This is a genomic window from Aliiroseovarius marinus, assembly GCF_050881025.1.
Classification (GTDB): domain Bacteria; phylum Pseudomonadota; class Alphaproteobacteria; order Rhodobacterales; family Rhodobacteraceae; genus Aliiroseovarius; species Aliiroseovarius marinus_A.
Map to the genome: position 1 here is coordinate 154,349 of NZ_JBNNXQ010000002.1, position 20,427 is coordinate 174,775.

Annotated in this window: 21 protein-coding genes and 1 tRNA gene; 9 read left to right on the forward strand and 13 right to left on the reverse strand. The window is 56.4% G+C overall.

What is annotated here, in order from left to right; all coding sequences use genetic code 11:
• Positions 1-4 precede the first annotated feature (4 nt).
• On the forward strand, positions 5-802 hold the full coding sequence (hisF, locus tag ACRY08_RS06140; protein ID WP_432449007.1) for an imidazole glycerol phosphate synthase subunit HisF: 798 nt from the start codon (positions 5-7) through the stop codon (positions 800-802).
• Positions 799-1,113, forward strand: a complete 315-nt coding sequence (locus ACRY08_RS06145) for a phosphoribosyl-ATP diphosphatase (RefSeq protein ID WP_432449008.1) — start codon at positions 799-801, stop codon at positions 1,111-1,113. The genes hisF and ACRY08_RS06145 overlap by 4 nt, the downstream gene beginning before the upstream one ends.
• 110 nt (positions 1,114-1,223) lie before the next feature.
• Here the strand turns inward: ACRY08_RS06145 and ACRY08_RS06150 are convergent, their stop codons facing one another.
• The 3 genes from ACRY08_RS06150 to rlmB form a co-directional block, all read right to left on the reverse strand.
• Positions 1,224-1,667: a CoA-binding protein gene (locus tag ACRY08_RS06150; RefSeq protein ID WP_432449009.1), complete on the reverse strand. Its 444-nt coding sequence runs from the start codon at positions 1,665-1,667 to the stop codon at positions 1,224-1,226.
• Between the two features lie 213 nt (positions 1,668-1,880).
• Positions 1,881-2,348, reverse strand: a complete 468-nt coding sequence (locus tag ACRY08_RS06155; protein ID WP_432449010.1) for a YHS domain-containing (seleno)protein — start codon at positions 2,346-2,348, stop codon at positions 1,881-1,883.
• A gap of 73 nt (positions 2,349-2,421) precedes the next feature.
• Entirely contained in the window at positions 2,422-3,204 is a 783-nt protein-coding gene (rlmB, locus tag ACRY08_RS06160; protein WP_432449011.1) for a 23S rRNA (guanosine(2251)-2'-O)-methyltransferase RlmB, read from the reverse strand.
• A gap of 160 nt (positions 3,205-3,364) precedes the next feature.
• Between rlmB and ACRY08_RS06165 the strand changes: the two genes are divergently transcribed.
• Positions 3,365-3,448: transfer RNA gene (locus tag ACRY08_RS06165), tRNA-Tyr, on the forward strand.
• A gap of 196 nt (positions 3,449-3,644) precedes the next feature.
• Here the strand turns inward: ACRY08_RS06165 and ACRY08_RS06170 are convergent.
• Genes ACRY08_RS06170 through capB form a run of 7 tightly spaced genes read right to left on the reverse strand, consistent with a single transcriptional unit; the run spans position 3,645 to position 12,188 of the window.
• Complete coding sequence (locus ACRY08_RS06170) at positions 3,645-4,814, reverse strand: ABC transporter substrate-binding protein (protein ID WP_432449012.1); 1,170 nt, start codon at positions 4,812-4,814, stop codon at positions 3,645-3,647.
• Entirely contained in the window at positions 4,811-5,884 is a 1,074-nt protein-coding gene (locus tag ACRY08_RS06175; RefSeq protein ID WP_432449013.1) for a branched-chain amino acid ABC transporter permease, read from the reverse strand. Before ACRY08_RS06175 ends, ACRY08_RS06170 begins: the two co-directional genes overlap by 4 nt.
• A 3-nt stretch (positions 5,885-5,887) precedes the next feature.
• On the reverse strand, positions 5,888-6,802 hold the full coding sequence (locus ACRY08_RS06180; protein ID WP_432449014.1) for a branched-chain amino acid ABC transporter permease: 915 nt from the start codon (positions 6,800-6,802) through the stop codon (positions 5,888-5,890).
• Positions 6,799-7,533: an ABC transporter ATP-binding protein gene (locus ACRY08_RS06185; RefSeq protein ID WP_432449015.1), complete on the reverse strand. Its 735-nt coding sequence runs from the start codon at positions 7,531-7,533 to the stop codon at positions 6,799-6,801. Before ACRY08_RS06185 ends, ACRY08_RS06180 begins: the two co-directional genes overlap by 4 nt.
• Positions 7,533-8,282, reverse strand: a complete 750-nt coding sequence (locus ACRY08_RS06190; RefSeq protein ID WP_432449016.1) for an ABC transporter ATP-binding protein — start codon at positions 8,280-8,282, stop codon at positions 7,533-7,535. The genes ACRY08_RS06185 and ACRY08_RS06190 overlap by 1 nt, the downstream gene beginning before the upstream one ends.
• Positions 8,283-8,285: 3 nt before the next feature.
• The gene (gene capA, locus ACRY08_RS06195; RefSeq protein WP_432449017.1) at positions 8,286-10,412 is read right to left on the reverse strand and encodes a caprolactamase subunit alpha; all 2,127 of its coding nucleotides are present in this window, start codon (positions 10,410-10,412) and stop codon (positions 8,286-8,288) included.
• Positions 10,413-10,436: 24 nt separating this feature from the next.
• On the reverse strand, positions 10,437-12,188 hold the full coding sequence (gene capB, locus ACRY08_RS06200) for a caprolactamase subunit beta (protein ID WP_432449018.1): 1,752 nt from the start codon (positions 12,186-12,188) through the stop codon (positions 10,437-10,439).
• 269 nt (positions 12,189-12,457) lie between these two features.
• Between capB and ACRY08_RS06205 the strand changes: the two genes are divergently transcribed.
• Together ACRY08_RS06205 and ACRY08_RS06210 are read left to right on the forward strand one after the other, a co-directional pair.
• Positions 12,458-13,408, forward strand: coding sequence for a helix-turn-helix domain-containing protein (locus tag ACRY08_RS06205; protein WP_432449019.1), 951 nt, complete (start codon positions 12,458-12,460; stop codon positions 13,406-13,408).
• A 358-nt stretch (positions 13,409-13,766) separates the two neighbouring features.
• Entirely contained in the window at positions 13,767-14,210 is a 444-nt protein-coding gene (locus ACRY08_RS06210) for a hypothetical protein (RefSeq protein WP_432449020.1), read from the forward strand.
• Here the strand turns inward: ACRY08_RS06210 and ACRY08_RS06215 are convergent.
• Complete coding sequence (locus ACRY08_RS06215) at positions 14,181-14,921, reverse strand: hypothetical protein (RefSeq protein WP_432449021.1); 741 nt, start codon at positions 14,919-14,921, stop codon at positions 14,181-14,183. The two genes, ACRY08_RS06210 and ACRY08_RS06215, sit on opposite strands and share 30 nt — an antisense overlap.
• Before the next feature lie 129 nt (positions 14,922-15,050).
• Here ACRY08_RS06215 and ACRY08_RS06220 point away from each other — a divergent pair, with 129 nt between their 5' ends.
• The gene (locus ACRY08_RS06220; RefSeq protein WP_432449022.1) at positions 15,051-16,460 is read left to right on the forward strand and encodes a DNA cytosine methyltransferase; all 1,410 of its coding nucleotides are present in this window, start codon (positions 15,051-15,053) and stop codon (positions 16,458-16,460) included.
• Here ACRY08_RS06220 and ACRY08_RS06225 read toward each other — a convergent pair.
• On the reverse strand, positions 16,457-17,296 hold the full coding sequence (locus tag ACRY08_RS06225; RefSeq protein ID WP_432449023.1) for a hypothetical protein: 840 nt from the start codon (positions 17,294-17,296) through the stop codon (positions 16,457-16,459). The two genes, ACRY08_RS06220 and ACRY08_RS06225, sit on opposite strands and share 4 nt — an antisense overlap.
• A gap of 135 nt (positions 17,297-17,431) precedes the next feature.
• Positions 17,432-18,481, reverse strand: coding sequence for a hypothetical protein (locus ACRY08_RS06230; RefSeq protein ID WP_432449024.1), 1,050 nt, complete (start codon positions 18,479-18,481; stop codon positions 17,432-17,434).
• A 168-nt stretch (positions 18,482-18,649) separates the two neighbouring features.
• On the opposite strand from ACRY08_RS06230, the gene ACRY08_RS06235 reads away from it, so the two are divergent.
• Genes ACRY08_RS06235 through ACRY08_RS06245 form a run of 3 tightly spaced genes read left to right on the forward strand, consistent with a single transcriptional unit; the run spans position 18,650 to position 20,375 of the window.
• Positions 18,650-19,561: a tyrosine-type recombinase/integrase gene (locus ACRY08_RS06235; RefSeq protein WP_432449025.1), complete on the forward strand. Its 912-nt coding sequence runs from the start codon at positions 18,650-18,652 to the stop codon at positions 19,559-19,561.
• Between the two features lie 20 nt (positions 19,562-19,581).
• The gene (locus ACRY08_RS06240) at positions 19,582-19,809 is read left to right on the forward strand and encodes a hypothetical protein (protein WP_432449026.1); all 228 of its coding nucleotides are present in this window, start codon (positions 19,582-19,584) and stop codon (positions 19,807-19,809) included.
• On the forward strand, positions 19,773-20,375 hold the full coding sequence (locus ACRY08_RS06245) for a hypothetical protein (RefSeq protein WP_432449027.1): 603 nt from the start codon (positions 19,773-19,775) through the stop codon (positions 20,373-20,375). Before ACRY08_RS06240 ends, ACRY08_RS06245 begins: the two co-directional genes overlap by 37 nt.
• Positions 20,376-20,427 lie beyond the last annotated feature (52 nt).

Consider the following 20,427-nt stretch of genomic DNA (forward strand, 5'->3'; position numbering starts at 1 on the left):
CCCAATGCTGAAAACCCGCATCATCCCCTGTCTCGACGTGGCCGAAGGCCGCACGGTGAAAGGCGTCAACTTCGTCGATCTGATCGACGCGGGCGACCCGGTGGAACAGGCGCGTGCCTATGACGCCGCCGGGGCGGACGAGCTGTGTTTCCTCGACATCAAGGCCACCCATGAAAACCGCGGCACCATGTTCGATCTGGCCACGCGCACGGCCGAACAATGTTTCATGCCGCTGACCATCGGCGGTGGGGTGCGCGCGCCCGAAGATGTGCGTGACCTGCTTTTGGCAGGTGCTGACAAGGTCAGCTTCAACTCTGCCGCCGTGGCCGACCCGGACGTGATTGCCCGCTCGGCAGACCGCTTTGGCAGCCAATGCATCGTCGTTGCCATCGACGCGAAAACCATTGGCCATGATGCGGATGGTACCCCCAACAAATGGGGAATCTTCACCCATGGCGGGCGCAAAGCCGCACTGGACGCAGACGGCAATCCGATTGACGCCGTTGAATTCGCCAAGTTGATGGAAACCAAAGGAGCCGGCGAGATCCTTCTGACCTCGATGGACCGTGACGGCACCCGCGCGGGCTTCAACCTGCCACTCACGCGGGCCATTTCAGATGCCGTGCATGTGCCCGTGATCGCCTCGGGCGGCGTGGGCAATCTGGACCACCTTGTCGACGGCGTGACCAAGGGTGGGGCCAGCGCGGTGCTGGCCGCTTCGATCTTTCACTTCGGTGACTACACCATCCGCGAGGCCAAGGAACACATGGCCGCCGCGGGCATCCCCATGAGGCTGTCATGAACGTTCTCGATCAACTCGCCGCCACCATCGACGCACGCAAAACCGCCGATCCCGACAGCAGCTGGACTGCCAAGCTCTTGTCCAAAGGCCCGGAAAAATGCGCCGAGAAATTTGGCGAAGAAGCGGTGGAAGCCATCATTGCAGCGGTGAAAAATGACCGCGAGAACCTGACCTTTGAGGCCGCCGACGTGCTTTACCACCTGCTGGTTGTACTTGCCTCTCGTGACGTGCCCCTGGCGGATGTGCTGGCCGAACTGGCGCGCCGCGAAGGCACCTCCGGCATTGCCGAGAAAGCGGGCCGCAAAAGCTAAAGCGTTTCGACTTATTGTTGAGGCACAACAATGAGACGAAACGCGCAGAACCTATTGATGTTGTTGGCGTTTCGAAATCAACTCGTGTCTCAAGTTAATCTCGAAACGCTTTAGCCGACCAGCGCTCCGTCGCCGATCAATCGCGGATACTCGATCGCAGGGCAGCGATCTTCTACCACCTCGATCCCGCGCGCCTGTGCCTTTTCCCGCGCGGCTGCGTTGAAGATGTCCAGTTGCATCCAGACAGTGCGCAGGTTGGGCAATGCCGCAAGGGCTTCGTCCACGATCGGCTCAATCGCTTCTGAGCGGCGAAACAGGTCAATCATATCCGTCTCTGTCGGCAGGTCTGCGACAGACGCCCGCACGGTCTCGCCAAACATCACCTGCCCGGCCAGACCGGGGTTCACGCCGATCACCCGGTATCCCTTTTCAGACAGGAACCGCGCCACGCGAAAGCTGGCGCGTTCCGGCTTGTGAGACAGGCCAACAAGGCCGATCACGCGGGTGGTTGTCAGGATGTGCTTCAGGCGGGCGTTTTCATCTGCATGTGTCATAAGAAACAGCTAAGCTGCCCGCCCCGATACGCCAAGCCCGGTTGCAAAAGAAAAATGCGCCCGAGGGGAGTAGGCCCCGGGCGCAAGTTGGTGGAACGAGGGACAGTGAATTGAGCTTGCAGGCGTTCCACGACCTGCGCTCTGATCTTCATCTATGTGCCATTCCCTTGTGAAAAAGGGCCGGTAAAACACTTGTGAACTGGCTGTGACCCGTCAGGCGTCCAGGATGCCGGGCCAGTTTGCATTGCCCTTGGCGATGTTCCCGGTCACATCCTGCAACCACAGCTCGCGCGCGCGCAGGCTGAAATTCAGGTAAAGCTTGCCTTCGTGAACGGTCCAGGCCTCGGGCACGGTTGGGGCGATATACCCTTTGCTGGCGGCATAGGCGCAATAGCCGCCAAACTGTGGCGCGTATTTCGCGGGGTCCGCCACGAACATGTCGCGGGTCTCGGCGCTGGAGAAAAGCACTTTGGCCCCCTCATGCATCACAGAATGCGCCTCTGATCCGGGCATCGGTGCGCCTTTGGTGAAATAGGCCACCGGGTCGTGACCATCCCAGGCGATGCCATCCTCGGCATAGATGGGCGGGTTCGCGGCAAAGGCGGGGCGGGTCACGAAGGCCGCGCCCAGCGGCAGGGCGGCAAGTCCGGTCAACATGTGGCGGCGGGTCAAATGGGTCATTGGGGTCTCCTTTCGGTTTCCCCCAATCTGCCCCCTGCCGGGCGATATTACAGCCCCCCGCACGGGGAGTTGATCACCGCGTGAGCCGCGTGGCGTAGAGCGCAACGGCGGCGGCGTTCGACACGTTTAGCGATCCGAAGTCACGGGCGAAGGGAATTTTGACAAGCGCATCACAGGTCGCCTTGGTCTTTTCACGCAACCCCGGGCCTTCTGCGCCCATCACAAGCGCCACGGGGCGGTCGGGCCGGGCCGCCAGCGCATCCCCGATGGTTTCATCCGCTTCGCCATCCATGCCCAGCACAACAAAGCCCATGCCCTGCAGTTCAACCATCGTATCTGCCAGATTGCGCACCCGCAGATAGGGCTGGCGCTCCAGGGCGCCGGATGCGGTTTTGGCCAGCGCGCCGGTTTCGGGTGCTGACCCGTGTTTCGTACCAATCACTGCGGCCGCGCCGAATACCTCGGACGAGCGCAAAACAGCCCCGACATTATGCGGGTCCGTCACCCGGTCCAGCAGCACGACCACAGGCATTTTCCCCGTGCCGCCCATGACGCGGGTGGCAAAATCCCCCCAGTTCAAGGGCTTCACCTCAAGAGCGGCCCCCTGATGCACCGAATTTGGGTCAAGCGGGGCGGGAAACTTGCGCGGGTCAGCCATTTCAGGGGTCATGCCGGAGGCTTCAATCGCTTCGGCCAGCTTGTCAGAGGCATTTTTCGTCACGATCAGGCGCAGCTTCTCGCGGTCGGGGTTTTCCAGCGCGTCGCGCACCGCGTGAAGCCCGAAAAGCCAAACGGTTTCAGACGCCGCCTTGCGCTTGTCCTGCTCTTTTTTCACAACCCATTTCGGCTTTTTCATCGCGCCATCCGTCCGTGCAAACCCTTGCCTTTTCACAAGGCCCGGACAATGCGCCAAGCGCCCGGTCGAGACAAGTGCATTTGGGTGATTTTTCATATTGACGCCGCCCGCCGCCCGCGATACCTAGCCCCACGTTCGGCGCATCAGCGCAGGGCAAAGTGGGCGACAGGCCGCAAGGTGTGGCAGGGGACTGTAACTCCCTCGCGGAGACGCACGCTTGGTTCGATTCCAAGGTCGCCCACCACTTTCCCCCCCAAATGTTTGTTTCTGGAATTGTGGCTTGCCGCGTACAGAGAATATCCGTCTCCATAAAACAGACAGTTCAAAACTGGTCGCCCCGCAGGCCGAACGACCGAAACACGCTCTGCAGCCGACAAAGAAGTGATTAAAACCTGCCCCGCTTGCGCAGGACAGGTTGTGATTTTTCAGTCAATGGGCGGTTATTTCAACAGCACATCCAGCGGCACCGGTTCGCTGATTGTCCAGTCACCGACCACGCCGGGCTTGGCATCAGAAATCTCGATGATCTGCATTTTCGCGCTATTTTGGTGATGCAGTGTAGCACTGAAGCTGCGTGGGCCGAATGCTGTTTCCTCTCCTTGCATCTTTTCAAGCTCTGCGGTTACGGCAGGTCCCTGCACGGACCCTGCCCGCTCGACCGCTTTGGCCCAAAGGTCAATCAGGATATAGCCAGGATAGGCATATTGGCTGGACGGGCGCGCGCCGGTCGCTGCCTCATAGGCTCGATTAAAGCCTTCCACGTCTGCGCGCGGGTCATCGCCATAGATCGAGCCCTGAACAGGCAACACGAAACCCGACAGGCCCGGCACCGCATCCAGCCAGTAGGACCCATCAACGGCCGACCCGTTCAGGATGAGCGAATTGATGCCCGCGGCCCGCAACTGGCGCACCGCAGCTGCCGCACCGGGAATGTAGGAACACAGCATGATCACATCGGGTTCCTGCTCCAGAGCCTTGATCCGGCTGATCTGGCTCGCAATCGAGGCGTCATTGTTCTTGAAGGTGTCACGCCCAACGATTTCGCCGCCGGCTTTGGGAAACATCCAGTCAAATCCGGTGCAAATCCCCTTGTTGTATTCAATCGTGCTGTCCAGAAGCACATAGCCCGTTCTGGCGTCGCGCGCGGCTTGCGACCATTCCGCCATCGTCGCGCCCTGAACCGCAGCCAACACCGATCCCGAGAAACTGTTCGGCCCGACACCCTGAATGCCAGCCTTCACGTCCTCGGCACACAAGAAGAACGAGTTTTTGCCCGCGGCTTCTGCAGCCAGAGCGGCCGGTGCGCCAAAGTCGTAATCACAACTGACCACCATCATGTCTGCGCCTTCATCCAGAACCTGCAGGCCAGCTTTGGCAGATTGAGCACGATCTGTTTTCGTGTCGACCTCGACCCATTTAATCTGCTGCCCCAAAAGCCCGCCATTGGCATTGATTTCGTCAATGCGGATTTTTGCAGCGGCGGTTGCAGGGCTGTCATAGGCCTCCATCCAGCCGGATTTGGCAATGGCAAAACCGACGGTGATGTCATCAGCGATGGCGGGCGTCGCCAATGCCAGCATAAGCGACGATGCAATTAAAGTGGATTTCATGGACTTGGACTCCTTGTTGGTTGTTGATTGTTTTTGTTCGATTTTCCACCCCGAATGGGGAATTTCATATCGTTGCCAGCCATCAATCCCGCTGGGCGCAGCATCAGAACAAGGATCATGATCGCGCCGATCAGGATTTCCTGAGCCCCACCGGGAAGAGTGATGGATGTCGGCCCGATCGCCACGCCGTGTTCTAACCGGACCAAGCATTCGATGATGATCGACAGGGCAAGCACACCAATCACGGCGCCCGACAGGCTGCCGATCCCGCCAACCACCAGCATCGCAAGCGAAATGAACGTAATGCCCAGATAAAAACTGTCGGGGTTAAGTACGCCGATCGAATGGCCCAGAAGAGCGCCCGAGACACCGGTGAAAAATCCGCTGATCACCAGCGACAGAAGCCGGTGGTAATACATGTTGATCCCCGACGCCGATGCGGCAACCTCGTCTTCGCGCGTCGCGCGCAAAGCCAGCCCACTGGCAGAATTGGCATATATATTCGCCGCCAGGATCGCCGCGGCCGCCCAACCCAGGGCAACCCATTGGTCAACATAGCGCGCGAGCCCTACCACCGACGAGGTCGCGCCGGTTACACCTTCCCAGTTGGAATAGACGGTGTTGACGATCGCAAGGAACGCAAAGGTTGCGATTGAGGCCGCAATGCCCGACAGGCGCAAGATGGCAGCGCCGGATATCAGCGCGATCAGTGACGCCAGAAGGCCCGAGACGATGGCGGCCGGAAACACTGGCCATTCCGCCTGTGCCAGCCAAGGTGGCAGGTCCGGCAGAAACAGAGATTTCATCTGCGGCTTCAACGTCAGCCAAGCCGAACAATAGGCCCCGATGGCCATGTATCCGGCGTGCCCAAAACTGATGATGCCGGAGTTGCCTACAAATATCCAAAGTCCGACGACCAGAACGACGCGGGTCAACGTTTCGGCGGCCATACGGGCCAGCGTCTTGTCACCTGTCAGGGTAACCAGCAGGGCAAACACCCCCAAAAGGCCGATCAAAAGCGCCGGTGTCGAATAACTCAGCAGGCGGTTTTGTGCATGTTGTGCTTGCATGGGTCAGATCCTCGGTTTGGCAGAGCTGGGCACAAAAAGTCCCTGCGGGCGCACCAGCAGACAGGCGATCACCAGTGTGTAGAGAAAGGCGTCTCGAAAGGGTCGCACCTCTAGCGGCAGGGAGCCTTGCAACAGCACGGACGCCGCTCCGATCAGAAACCCTGCCGCAACCGCTCCGGGCAACGACCCAAGGCCACCAATGACCGTAGCAATAAACGCCACCAGCATTATCTGCCCCCCCATGCGCACGTCGGCCACACCCGTTTGGGTGGCCATGATCAAAGCCACGGCTGCCGCCAGCGCACCCGAAAGAGCAAAGGCACCAGTGATCACAACATTGGCGCGCACCCCCAACAACCGCGCCATGGTGAAATTCTCGGCCGCCGCGCGCATTTCCAGTCCCAGCCGGGTCTTCTTCAACAAAAGCGCGAGCGCACAGACGGCCACCAACGTGGTCAGGATCACGATCAGTTGCAAAAGCGGCAGCTGCGCCCCCACCAAAGAGATCGGCGTGTTCAGATCCGGCCAAAGGCTGATCGCTTTGGGACGCCCTCCATAAACCGCCAACAAGGTGTTTTGCAGGATGAACCCCAGCGCAAACGAAGAAATCATCATCGCCACCGGCGTGGCCTTGCGCATATGCCGAAACACCACGTATTCGCTCGCCACCGCCACAAATCCGCCGATCGCCAGAAGGGTCGGGATCAGCAAAAGCGCCGGCGCTTTACCAAGAAACATGACAGCGACAGCATCGGTCGACGGAACAATCAGGGCAAAAACGCAAAAGGCGATATATTCGCCATGGGCAAAGTTCACCAAGTTCATCACCCCAAAAATCAGCGCGATACCAAGGGCGGCCATTGCATAGATTCCCCCCAGCGACGCCGCATCAAAGAACAATTGGACCGCAGAGCTCATTGGGCCACCTCTGGGTTGGATTTTCCAAAATAGGCTTCGCTTAGAAGATCGGTTTCAGCGAAATCCGCCGCATTTCCATCACCGATAACGGCCCCGTTTCGCAGAAGAATCATCCGCCCCCCCACACGCGCTGCACGGGTCGAACTTTGTTCGACGATCAACAAGGTGAGGCCTCTGTCTTCTTGCAGCTGAACCAGCGTTTCATAGACCTGGTCGACAATCTTGGGTGCAAGCCCCAACGAAGGCTCGTCCACCAACATAAGCTTGGGATTTGTCATCAATGCGCGGCCAATCGCCAGCATTTGCTGCTGCCCGCCTGACAAGGCCCCGGCACTGGCATTGCGGCGTTCCCCAAGGATCGGAAATGCCTCGTAGATTTCAGCAATGTCGCCTTCGATAGCGCCACGGTCCCGGCGTAGCCCAGTACCCACGCGCAGATTTTCATCCACGCTCAAACTGCCAAAAATCTCGCGTCCTTCAGGCACCATCGACAACCCCAGCCGCGCTATGGCTTCTGGCGGGCGGCCGGTCAAAAGATCACCATCCATCTCGATGCGCCCGTGGCTGGTGGCCACTGCCCCGCTGATCGCTCCCAACAGCGAGGACTTCCCCGCGCCATTTGGACCCGAAACGAATACACGCTCGCCTTCTTGCATGTGCAGTGTCACATCGGTCAAAGCGGGCACCTTGCCGTAGCGAACGGAGACATCGAAAATACCGAGTTTGGACATCACGCGGCCTCCTTGTCTGCACCCAGATAAGCATCGCGCACGGCCTGGCTGGACAAGATCACATCCACGTCGCCTTCTTCGATGATCTGGCCGGCATCCAGAACGTAAACGTGGTGCGACACTGAAAGGACCAACCCGACATTGTGTTCAATCAGCAAAACACCGATGCCCAACTCATCCGCGACGCGGCGGATCAGATCGGCCAGATCTGAGGCTTCCGCTTCGGACATGCCTGCGGCCGGTTCGTCCAGCAAAAGATATTGCGGCGCGAACATCAGAGCGCGCGCGATGCCCACTCGGCGTTCATCGGTATAGGGCAATCCCGCTGCAGGCAGGGCCGCCAGATGGGCAATCCCGATCCAATCCAAAAGCCTCATGGCTTCCGCTTCCGAGGCCGACCGGGACCGTCCCAGCCCAACCCCTGTAACAGCCAGGTTGTCCAACACATCCAGCCCGGTGAACAGCCGACCAGCCTGAAAGGTGCGCGCCACACCGGCACGGCGCAGGTCATGGGGCGGCAGCGTCCCGACATGTCGCCCGCCCAGACTTACCTTCCCCGTTGTCGGCGCCTGAAACCCGGTCAACGTGTTGACCAGCGTTGTTTTTCCCGCCCCATTCGGCCCGATCAACCCATGAACGGCGCCGGGGGTGATGGTCATGGTCACATCGGTCAGGGCTTTGAACCCGCCGAAGACCACAGTCACCCCCGTTGCCATCAGGGAGGACGAACTATCCAGCTTGCGCACCATCGCTCAAACCTCGGCCAGCTCTTTGGGCTGATCGGCGGTGGGTTGTTCAGCCTTCGCATCTGCGGTCAAAACATAGACGCCCGTGTCATGCAGGCTGACCGTCCAGCCCGGCTCTACCACGATTGTGGTGGTGACCTCTTCGATCACTGCCGGCCCTTGCAGCGTGTCACCGGCCCCCATGGCCGCACCGTCATAGACGGGCGTATCCTGCGCGGTGCCATCAGCCGTGAACACCATCGGGCGGCGACCTTTCAGGGTTGCGTCAGCCCCTTTGCCGGCCGCAATGGTCATTCGCTTGGGCTTATCGACGTGGCCCGCAATAGTGCTTTCGACATTTACCACCTCGACCGCGCTTTGTGGCTCGTCATAGGTGTAAAGCTCTTTATGACGGGCATGGAACGCGGCCTTGATGTCTTCCAGCGTGGTCTCAGTCACATCGAAGGGGGCAATTTCTACGGTGCATTCATGCACCTGCCCGACATACCGCATATCGAGCGAACGGCGGACTGAAATCCGGTCTTTGGCAAACCCGTCGCCCGCCAGATCATCATGGCCGCGTAGCTCAAGCGATTTGAACAACGTGTCCAGCTTGTCAGCGGCGGCTCCCCCTTCCAGACGGATCGGTGCAGGTGCCATATAGTTGTATTTTACGTCGGAAATGATCTGCCCATAGGCACACAGCCCTGAGGCCAGCTTTGAAATCAGAACTTTGGAAATCCCCATCTCGCGGGCCAGCGCGGTGATATGTGCTCCCGTCGCACCGCCCGCCCCCATCAATACAAAATCACGCGGATCATAGCCCCGTTCCACCGAGACACGGCGGATCGCATTGACCATGTTATTGTTGACGATGGTGAACATGCCGTAGGCGGCTTTTTCGACCGAGATCCCCAGCGGATCAGCCAATTTGGACTGGATCGCACCGCGTGCTTTTGCGACGTCCAGCGGCAGACGCCCCCCTACCAAACCATCGGCGTTCAGATAGCCCAGCGTCAGGTTCGCATCTGTGGTGGTCGGGTTCTCACCCCCCTGCCCATAACAGGCTGGGCCCGGTTCGGAACCTGCCGATTGTGGCCCCATCTGCATCAGGCCCATACTGTCAATCCAGCCGATTGAGCCCCCTCCGGCGCCCAGTGTTTCAACCTGAATCATCGGAATCCCGATGCGATAGCGCAGAAAGTCGATGTTCTTGTTCACATTGGCCTGCCCATCTTTGGTCAGCGTGATGTCAAACGACGTGCCCCCCATGTCACAGGTGATGATGTTCTCGTCGCCCCAGGGCTCGGCCACATCAAGCGCGGCTTGAGGCGCGGAAGCAGGGCCGGAATTGATCGCATAGACCGACTGGTCGCTGACGACTTTGCCAAGTGCAAGACCGCCGTTGGATTGAAAATACCGCACCGGGTGCTGCGACCCCAATTCTCGGAAATAAGCATCGATCGCTTCAACATAGCGTTGCAAGATCGGCGCCAGATAGGCGTTCACAATTGCGGTCGAGGTGCGGGTGTATTCACGCACTTGCGGATAGAGCTGCGAGCCGATGGTCAGACGCACATCCGGCATCATCTCGCGCACGATCTCGGCGGCGCGCAACTCATGTTCGGGGTGCAGCACCGACCAGACAAAGCTGATCGCGACGGAATCCACCCCTTCCGCGATGAAATAGCGGCAGGCGTCACGCACATCGTCCTCATTCATCGGCGTCTTGACCGTACCGTCGGAAATCACGCGTTCGCTCACACCCTTGCGCAAATGGCGCGGTACCAACATGGTTGCCGGCGGATAGTCAGGATCATAGCGATAGCCGTCTTCCTTGTGACCCAACCGGATTTCAATTGAATCCTCGTGACCGCGGGTGGCAATCAGCCCTGTTTTGGCACCCGTATGCGTGATCAACGCATTCAGCCCCACGGTGGTGCCATTGATGCAAAGATCCGAGTTCGAGACGATCTCTTGTGCCGTCAGCCCGGTTTCCTCGGTGATCAAGGCAAGACCGTTTTTGATCGCTTTGGTGGGTTCAGTGGGCGTGGACAGAACCTTGAATATCTGTGTGCTGCCTTCTTTGTCAGCAAGAATGAAATCGGTGAATGTGCCGCCGGCATCAATGCCCAGACGATATTGGGTGCGCATGGTTTTATCCTTTCAAATCAGGTGTCAGGCGGCCGAACGAGCGGCAGCTGTGGCGGCTTCGTCGATGGTCAGTGTGTCGACATCTGCGATGATCACGCCGTAATCCAGACGCGCACCTTCGACCGACACCAGCCCATTGCGGATATCCTCGACCACTTTCAGCGGGTCACGTTCAAGCGGGTTGCCAAAACCCCCGCCGCCCGGGTTCAGGTTGGCGGCGATCTCGCCGGGTTTGATCGTCTCAATCACATTGTCGGTGATGATCTGGGTCTCGCCATTGCGCGTGATTTCCAGACGGCCAACCTTTTTGTGAACCATCTCAGATTTTGCGCCCGCAGCACCCATCGCCGGGATACGGCGACCTTCGCCAAAGGTGACCAATGTCATGTCCTGATCCAGTGGCTCCACCGCCCAGCGGGTGCCCGAGCCCCCACGGAACTTGCCCGCGCCACCGCTATCCTCCATCAGCCCATATTCATGAATGATGATGGGATATGAATGTTCCAGCATCTCGATATCGCCCGAGGTCAGCGCGCCAAAACAACATTCAGGCCCGCAGGCATGCCACCCATCCTGCGATGCCGTGGCGCCCGCCCCCGAAATGATCGAAGCCAGAACCATGGTCACATATTCCTCGCCATGGCGGCTATCCCACCCCGCGATATTACACCCGTTGGCATGGCCCCAGCTGGCTGACACCTTGTCGGGGGCGGCCTGTTCAAAGGCCAGTCGCACCGCATCAGTCAGGGTTTCCATCGGCGTGGTGGTACAATTCATATGCGGTGCAGGAGGCTTGGCGTTGCACAGCGTGCCCTTCGGCCCCATATCCACCGTCACATTGCGATACAGCCCCTCATTGTAGGGCGGCGGCAGTTGAGCAAACATCATCAGGCCCAGATAAACGCCGGAATAGCTGTTGCCCTCGTAGGAGTTGATGAAATAGGGAATCTGCGGCGGGCTGGCGATCTCAATATGACAGCTTTCGCCCTTGATGGTGACGGTCGCGCTGATGTCGAAATCACCAAACCCGTGACCTGCGTCCTCCAACACAGCTGTGCCTGAATAGGTGCCGTCAGGTACCTGAGAAATCAGGCTGTTCATGTGCTTGTTCGCCATGGTCAACAGCTCTTCGATACAGGCCTGAACCGTGTCCTTGCCGTATTTGTCCATCAAGGCGATCAGGTTGCGTGCGCCAACCTGGCAGGCGCCGATCAGGGCGTTGAAATCCCCCTCCTGATCGCGGCGTGCGCGCATGTTGGTCAGCAGCATGTTCATGATGTCGTCGCGCGGCACACCCTTGTCCCAGATCTTGATCGGCGGAATGCGCAGACCCTCGGCAAAGATCTCTTTGGCTTCCGGGTTATAGCCGGCGGGAACCGGGCCACCGATATCGGTCAAGTGACCCTTGCACACTGTCCAGAACACCAGCTCGCCCTGATAAAAGACCGGGTAGTACATGCAGGTATCGATGATGTGGCTACCGGCATAATCCGGGTCATTGTGCAAAATCAGGTCACCTTCATGGATGTCGCCCTTGAAGAAGCCAGCCACTGCTTTCATGGCGGGAATAAGAGACCCCAGATGGATCGGAATATCCTGCCCCTGCAGGATCATTTCCGGCGTGTGATTGAACAGAGCCGTCGAATAGTCATGCGCCAGATTGAACACTGAACTGCGCGCTGTTTTCTCCAGCGCCAGCGTCATCTCGCGCTGGGTGGTTTCCAAAACCCCCCGCACCACTGACAATGTGATGGGGTCTATTCGCTTCTCTGTCATAATCCGGTCCTTTACTTGGGGCAAAGGGGCGCGCCTGATTGGGTATTTCCACCCTTTCGAGCAGGTGTGCGCCTCTTGCACATCAATCCTGAAAGACAGCTTGTTGCAGGGGGCCGACACAGTCTTGACGATCCGCGCAGAAGCATTTGACCGTCGACGCAGAAGAATTTGTTAATCTGTGCAGAATTTCTTGTCCCTCAGCGCATGTCCGCAGATTTCCTTTGTTTTATTGGGAACTCAGGCTAACGTCTTGCAGGGAGGAAACTCATATGACCGCCGGGTTCACATTCTCGACGGCGTCTACAAAGCCGCAAAATCGCTCTAGCCGGTGGAACGCCGTGATCGCCGAAGCCTACTTTCCGCTAGAGCTTCAGTTTCGCGATCCCATCAATTTCAATGGCCAGCTCAGCCGCCAGTCTCTGGGGCATGTCGGGCTCTCGCGATTGACATCAGACCCTGTGAGCTACGAACGTAGACGCGCCCATATCCGAGAAGCGCGAGAAGAGGAGTATCTGGTCACGCTTCCGCGCTCGACATCTGTCGAGTTTCGTCAACTAGGGCGCGACGTTCGGTGTGATCCAGGTGGCTTTATCATCGAACGTGGCGATGAACCTTACCGCTTCATCTACGAAAACCCCAACGACCTGTTTGTTCTCAAAGTCGGACGCAAGGCGCTTGCCGAACGTGTCCGCCAACCCGACCGGTTTTGTGCGCGCGTGATTGATGCCACCTCGGGGACTGCACGCCTGTTCGCAACGATGGTCCATCAAGCGCAGACTCAGGCCTCCGAACTGGGGGGCGGAGCTGCCGAAACAATTGGGCGTCAGCTATTGGAGCTTCTGGGTCTCGCTCTGGACGAAACCACCGATGCAAACTCAAGCACACTATCGTCGGTGCGCGCGGCGCACATTGCACGTGTCGAAAAGTTTATCCGCGAAAACCTGAAAAACCCGAACCTGTCACCCGACCTTGTTGCTGAAAGCTGCGGCATCTCAAAACGCTACCTGCACGATCTTTTTAAGGATGTGAACGGAACGGTAGGCCAGCAAATCCGTGACCAGCGCCTGATTGCCGCCAAAGACAGGCTTGCCGCCGCACCCGGACTTGCGATTGCAGAGGTGGCCTATCGGTTTGGATTCTCGGACCAAGCGCAATTCTCGCGCCTGTTCAAAACCCGGTTTGGCATGACCCCTTCAGAGTTCAAATCGGACGCTGGTTGAGACGGATATAGGCGTCGCACAAAACGAGGCTTCTATGATGTTTTCATTTAAATGGTGCCCGGGGGCGGAATCGAACCACCGACACGAGGATTTTCAATTTTCCTAGGCTTCTTTTCGAACCCTTGCAACTCGCTTCAGGCCGAAGCGAAATTTGTTTACCTTCAATTACTTGTCGCCTTCAGAGCGAAGTAGCCTACTTCACCACATTTCATTCAAGCGCACGAATTCTTGCACCCATAGCGCACCCCGTTGCCAGATTTGGAACTAACCCTTGCCCCTGATGATCTTGAAATTTGACATGCAACAACTCAGGTAAAATCAAACATTGAGATTTAGGAAAGTCGGGAAGTCTACAAACATGCTGATTGCAGAAGAAGAACACCCATTTGTAAACTGCGCAATCGAGGCGAATGCTGAAAAAGGCCAATTCGTCGGCACCCTGTCGTATCGTGGGTTCGAGAACGGAATACTGACGGGCGATAGTCTAGCTGCAGTGCAGCAGCAGTATCGGATTATTTGCGCATTGATTGACAACGATGGCGGCATGTTAAGGCGCGGAACCATCATGTTAGGATACCATAACGAGGTGCTAAAGGGCGACGTGCTTTTGCCGGATGGTGAGGTCGTAGGTTACTGGGAAATGGAAGATGATGACGATACCAGTCATTTCACACCGTGTGGACAATCAGAACCTCAATGCAGTGCTCCGTCAGCATGGATGCTACAAGACTCTATCGTTAGTTGGTTAGCAAACCAAAACCGAGAAGGCGAACTAGCTACTATCGCGGGCAAAGACACCTGACCGACCCTGTTTTGCGAATGCACATCTCCTAAATAAGATGCAATCAGAACACTTGGGTTTGTTTGACCGGCAAACAGTTGAAGCAAAATCCAGTATCGCCCAGTTGGTTTCCGCGGGGTGATCCTTCACCAACCAGTGAGCAGCAGATTGAAGCCAAGGGTCGTGGCGGATGTCGGCAAGCTTTCTAGGCCGTAGCACGCGCTCTATGACCCTCGCCATGTTGACGTCGACCAATGGCCGCGCTTGGCCATGTTGAAAGAGCAGTATCGCGTTGCCCACGTACTGCCCGACGGCAGGCACCTTTTTCAGATCCTCCGCAGTAGCCGGAAAGCATCCGTTTCTTTCAGCCGCGTAGCTCGCAAGCGCTTTAAGCGATACGGCTCTTCGTCTCCAGAGGCCCAGTGGTTTCAACAATTGTCCGAGATCACCCTCGGGGCAGGATGCAATACTTTCCCACGATGGTAGACGGTTGAAGAATTTGTCGTAGATCGCAGAGACTGTTTCGCGGCGCGTTCTTTGCAAAAGCACCTCCACGCAGATGCGTTCATAGTCAGATACTTCTGGGCGCCTCCACGGAAAAGTCGCTCCATTGGTGGTGTACCATTCCAACAGCGTTTCTCTCAGTAAGGTCAGTTTCCGCCTCTCGCCACAGGATACCACAGGAGGTGGCTTGCGCCTTTCGAGCGCTCTGATGTTCTTTTTTTGTTTCATTTTCTGTTGCCACGGAGTTTAACCGTAAATTAGGTATATCACGTCAAGTTCAGGCAGGTTTAGTCGTTCACAATCTGTCTTGAACTAGATATGCTACATCAACGCCCAAAACAGCTACATTTCTTGGATATGCTTGAAGCCGTGAACAAAGTTGTCGAAATCGACCCTACTACCGACGAAAAAGCCGGCTCAAACCGTCGCCCCATGTATATGGTCGACATGTTCGCAGGCTGTGGTGGCTTGTCCATGGGCATGGAGAACGCGGACTTCGTTCCGGTCTTCGTGAACGAACTGAACCCGGACGCGATGGCAACGTACCTGAAAAACCGTCACCATTCCTTGGGAGGGGTGCATTTCTCGGCGAACGAGGACCTTCGGTGCAATGATGCCAATGACTTGCGCGGACCAAGACTAGAACAACTGGTGTCTGATCTCAGGAACATTCCCGAGCTTGGTCTGCAATTTGATTTGGGAGCGAGTGTAAAGTCGGGCGCTGGTTCCAACCTTGATGTTCTGGCGGGTGGGCCTCCTTGCCAAGGCTACTCCGGCATCGGCATCAGGCGTTCCTACGATGTGGACAAGGCTGACATGCCGTCTAACCACCTGTTTGTTCGCATGGCGCACGTCATTCGAAAGCTGCGACCGCGAATCTTCCTTTTCGAGAACGTGCGGGGTCTCCTGAACGCGAAGTGGACGCGTGGTGGCGATGACCAGATTTTTCCAGACGTGCTATCCGAATTTCGTTCGATCCCCGGCTACACCGTTCGTTATTCGCTGGTGAAGGCAAAAGACTACGGCGTGCCGCAGAACCGTCCTCGCGTTCTACTTGTCGGTATTCGTGACGACATCTTGGATTCTTGTGAATGGCTGGAGCCTCAGGCTCATAAGGAAGATGCCGTGAAATGTGGCTTTCTCCCCCAACCCACGGGGGGCTTCCCAGACCTTATCGACCTGCTGGGCGACCTGATCGATGACGGTGTTGCTGATACCTTGCGCAGAGGCGATTTCGCGAAAGGGTCATTCACGACGGACAAGTATCCTTCGAAGCCAAAGAACGATTTGCAGAAACGGCTTCGGACGGCCCCCCACTGGTTCCACTGCAAAACGGTGCCCTTAACTGAACAAGAGTACAGCAAGCACAAGCCGAACATCGTCGCTAAGTTCCAGCACATGCTGGACAATAACGGTGAAATCCCTGACCATTTCAAAACCAAGAAATTTTCTCAGCGCGTTCTTCGTGCGCGTTGGGGTAACACCGAACCCAACATCACTGCGACTTCGCTAGCAGATGACTACGTGCATTTCAGCCAGCCACGCGCCCTGACGGTTCGCGAGTGGGCACGACTTCAACTGTTCCCCGATTGGTACCAATTCGCTGGCAAACGAACCACAGGTGGTTTGCGTCGCGCAGGCAATCCGCGAGAAGGCTTGTTCGACCGCGAAGTGCCAAAGTACACCCAGATCGGCAATGCTGTTCCGGTGGGTCTTGCCGAGGCCGTAGGTGAGCACTTCCGCAAGATTATCGATTCGGCAGTCTAGCTTTCAAACAGACCCGTTTGGGTGTCGATTGATTTCTTTATGCTGGCGCGGACGTTCAAGCTGAATGCGCTCGCGAAATTACTGTCGAATATCTCTGACAGCGAAAGGGCAACGCCGGATTTCGTGGGCAAGCCCCAGTAGTTACCCCCAGTGAGGTTGCAAACACGCTTGACGGCCATCTGCGTGCTCTTGCTGGGCATGCGTCCTTCTTTCTGTGACGGGACGGTCACAAAAGAGTAGGTGAACCTTTGAAGGTTCTTCACGCTGTAACCATTCTTCCCAATGTGGATGCCTGTGCTTGGCCCAAAGCTAGCCCGGTACACCATGTCCCACAACATTGGCACTTGAGCGTTGTCGTTCCAGTTCGTCTTGCACTGAATGATCCCGAGTTCAACGTCACCAATTCGCTTGGCTACCTCGACATCCAAGTTCTTCATGAAACCCTTGTCGGGTTCTGGGAAATCGAAACCCTCGGGGTACACCACGACACAAACATCTGACTCCGTGTTCGTCTGATGGTTTCCGTACCGGATCGTTGTTGCGTCCAGCAAGGTTCGAGGCACCACGGCTTGAGACTGTCGCATCGCAACGGCGTTCGTTCCTGAGAACACCAAGTTGAGATACCACGTGACCAGACTTTCCCAGCCAGCCCCACCACCAGACAATGAACCCTGATCTCGACTACCAGTGTTGGTTGCGAAGAAAACTTCGCGAAGGTGATCTCCAACCTGATGCACCTTGGTTGCGTCGGACAAATCATCTGTAAGGTCAGACACGACCTCGCGCCAAATTGGCCAGCAATCTTGCCAAGTCTTGATCGACGCAACAGCGTCCATCGCCAATTTCCTGTGGTATTCAGCCGTCATTTCAAATCGCTCAAGTTAGTACACGATATTGCTACACGTCTTCTAAGGCACCTCCAAGCCGAATTCACAAAAGGCAACCAGCCAGAAATCGCATTTTTTAGGCAGTTATGTTGAACTTTCTCCTGCGCGTTTTCTGTACTCACCAGCAACTGCCAAGTTAAACTCCAAAATGCGCTGCCAAGGCCCATCCTCTGTACTGAAACCCTCCGGTGCGACACTCTCAAACATCATGTTTTGATATTCGTAGATTTGTGCGATCAGTTCGCCAAGTGGCCGACACTCGCGCCCGGTAACAGAGTCGAATTCAATCTTCTGCTCGATATCCGGCAACGGAACGGTTTGGTCTTGGAATTGGCGTAACACGACGCCTTTGGGTTGGAAATGTGGTGGGTACGTTCGCGGCGCAAGATATGAATCGAAATCCCAATTAACGCCCAAGAAGTTTCGCATAGTTTCCTGTGGTTCCGTTGAGGCCGCCTCACATGCGTCCAATTGCAGGATAGGCTGAACCAACTCGATTGAAGCCTTATGCATCCTCGGGTGTAGAACAGGGTGCTCGACTGCTTTTCGCATGTCAAAATCGACCAACCTTTGAGCACCTACGCATTCACCTTCGTTTATGCACTCTCGGCGTGTTGGAAATGGGAAACCAGCTCGTTCTGAAAAGATGAAATCGGCAGAAATATTGACTAGAAGAATGCTGTTAACCTTCAACCCGAAGCAAATGGGCGCGTTGTGAAATACGATGCTCTCCACACCAAACGCGTTTAGGCTTTTTTCCTCGGTATCAATTGCGTGGACTGCAAGGTATCGATCCTTTCGGCCGATCCTTTCCTTGATGTGGAAGTTAGGGGCTATCCCCGTCGGGTTTCCTTGGAGGACGTGGTAATTTAACCAAAGCCCGACGCGAACTTTATCCATCCAGTCCATAAGCAAGATGTAGTTCTCGACGGTCACGCCCTCGCGATGTTGTAACGCCTCGATGATCGGCTTGATCCGGCTTTCAAGACCAGAGAATTCGTCGTTGCAGGATGTGCACGACGGCATGGTCAAGCTATTCCAAGAGAACTCTATGGGTTTCTGTGTTTTGTAGTTGATGCCCATTTTCACAACGCGCGTTGGGTCGCCTGTCTCCCTTAAGAGCCACTGGGGCAAGACGTGCTCTTTATTCTTGTTTTCCGGAGGTTTCCCACAGAAGACACAAAATCTTTCCAAAAGCACACCCCCAACTGAACGCATTCTATAGAAGTCTTGAACATAAACTCTCAGGCCGCACCAAACCATACCCTGACACGCGGATTCTGGGTGTCTTACAATGTCTGCATGAAACAAATGCTGACAACCAAATCACTCGACGCGATGCCTCCCGCAACCACAAAGCGATACGAGGTTCGCGATGCTAAAGCACCTGGCCTGCATGTGCGTGTGTCGACCACAGGTGCCAAGGTGTTCTACACGTTGGTCCGCCCGAATGGTTCGCGCAGGCGCATCAAGATAGGCCCTTATCCTGTGGTCTCCCTTGCCGACGCCAGACGCAAGGCGATGGAGATCGCCCGTGATGTCGAGTTGGACGAGTTCGACAAAACCCCTGAGGTTTCAGAGTCATCGGCCCTGACGCTGGGTGAGACAATCCCCAAGTTCATTGAGTTCCATACGAAGCCAAACACTAAGGACTGGAAACGCACCGAAAGCGTTATGCAAAAATTCGGCGGCTTGAAGGATCGGCCTATCGACCAGATCAAGCGGCAGGATGTCAGCAAGGTGCTGGACGGCATCATCGCCAACGGCACGCCGACACGCGCAAATCGGGCGCTTTCAGCGATCAAAAAGCTCATGAACTGGTGCGTCATGCGTGGCGATATCGAAACATCGCCTGTGGCTCTCCTCAGGCCGCCTACGCGCGAAATCCCTCGTGATCGTGTGCTGAGTGATGACGAAATTCGCACGATATGGCAGTACAGCGACGCCGAGGACTATCCTTTCGGTCCCTTCCTCAAGCTGCTGATGATGACAGGGCAGCGACGGGCAGAAGTGTCTGACATGCGCTGGTCTGAACTCAACCTTGATGAGGGTATTTGGGAACTTCCAACGAGCCGTGTGAAAAACGGGCGCTTGCATATCGTGCCTCTGCCTCCACAGGCCTTGGACAACTGCGATCCCAGCACAGGTTCCTCGACAGCGACTTCGTGTTCACAACGACTGGGCGTTCTGCGATTTCTGGGTTCGGACGTCTAAAGGAACGTATCGAGGCGACGATGCCCAAAAACACACATGATTGGCGCTTCCATGATTTCAGACGCACGGCCTCCACAGGCATGGCGAAGATCGGCGTGGCACCTCATGTGATCGATGCCGTGACCAACCACAAATCAGGGGTCGTCTCAGGCGTCGGCGCAACCTACAATCGCTACCCGTATTTCAACGAGAAGCGTGAGGCGCTGGAATTGTGGGCAAGCGAACTGAGCAAAATGGTGGGCAGCTAGTTTTCGGGCAAAAGGCGCTGGATGACATTTATGCCCTGTTAAAGGCGGATTTGCACCCGGCATTAATCAATCGACTAGATCAGATCGTCCAAAAATTTCGCCCGATAGTTCTCGCGGTGCCCACCCACTCCAAACTTGGTCCAACACACATCGACGTATCCAAGCAGGCTCAATGGGTTCAGAACAGCATTATCAACACAGCAGAAGAGCTGCGTGATGCGCTTGCGAACGAGTCGCATATGTTTCGTGGTATTATGTCGCCTCAAGCAGATCAGTTGATTGATACATCGACATATATCCCGATGCTCAACAAACTGATCGATGAAGCTGATATGGCTTTTGTGGACTTGGACCAGCAAGCCGCACTCGGAATTCGCAATTCTGAACAACTACAATTTGAGATCGTCAAAGAGTTGTGGGCCGCTTTTTCGACTCATCTGGGTAAGAAATTTCACGCTCGCGGACAGAAGAATGCGGATGAAGCTATTCGGGTTGCTTTCGCGGAGGTTTATGGAAAAGGCGAACGCCTCGCAAGCCTTTTAAAAGTAATGAGAAACTCTAGCTAAGCTGAAGCTGGAATAAGCTATCGACTTCGTGGAACTACCGTTCAGATCGCGC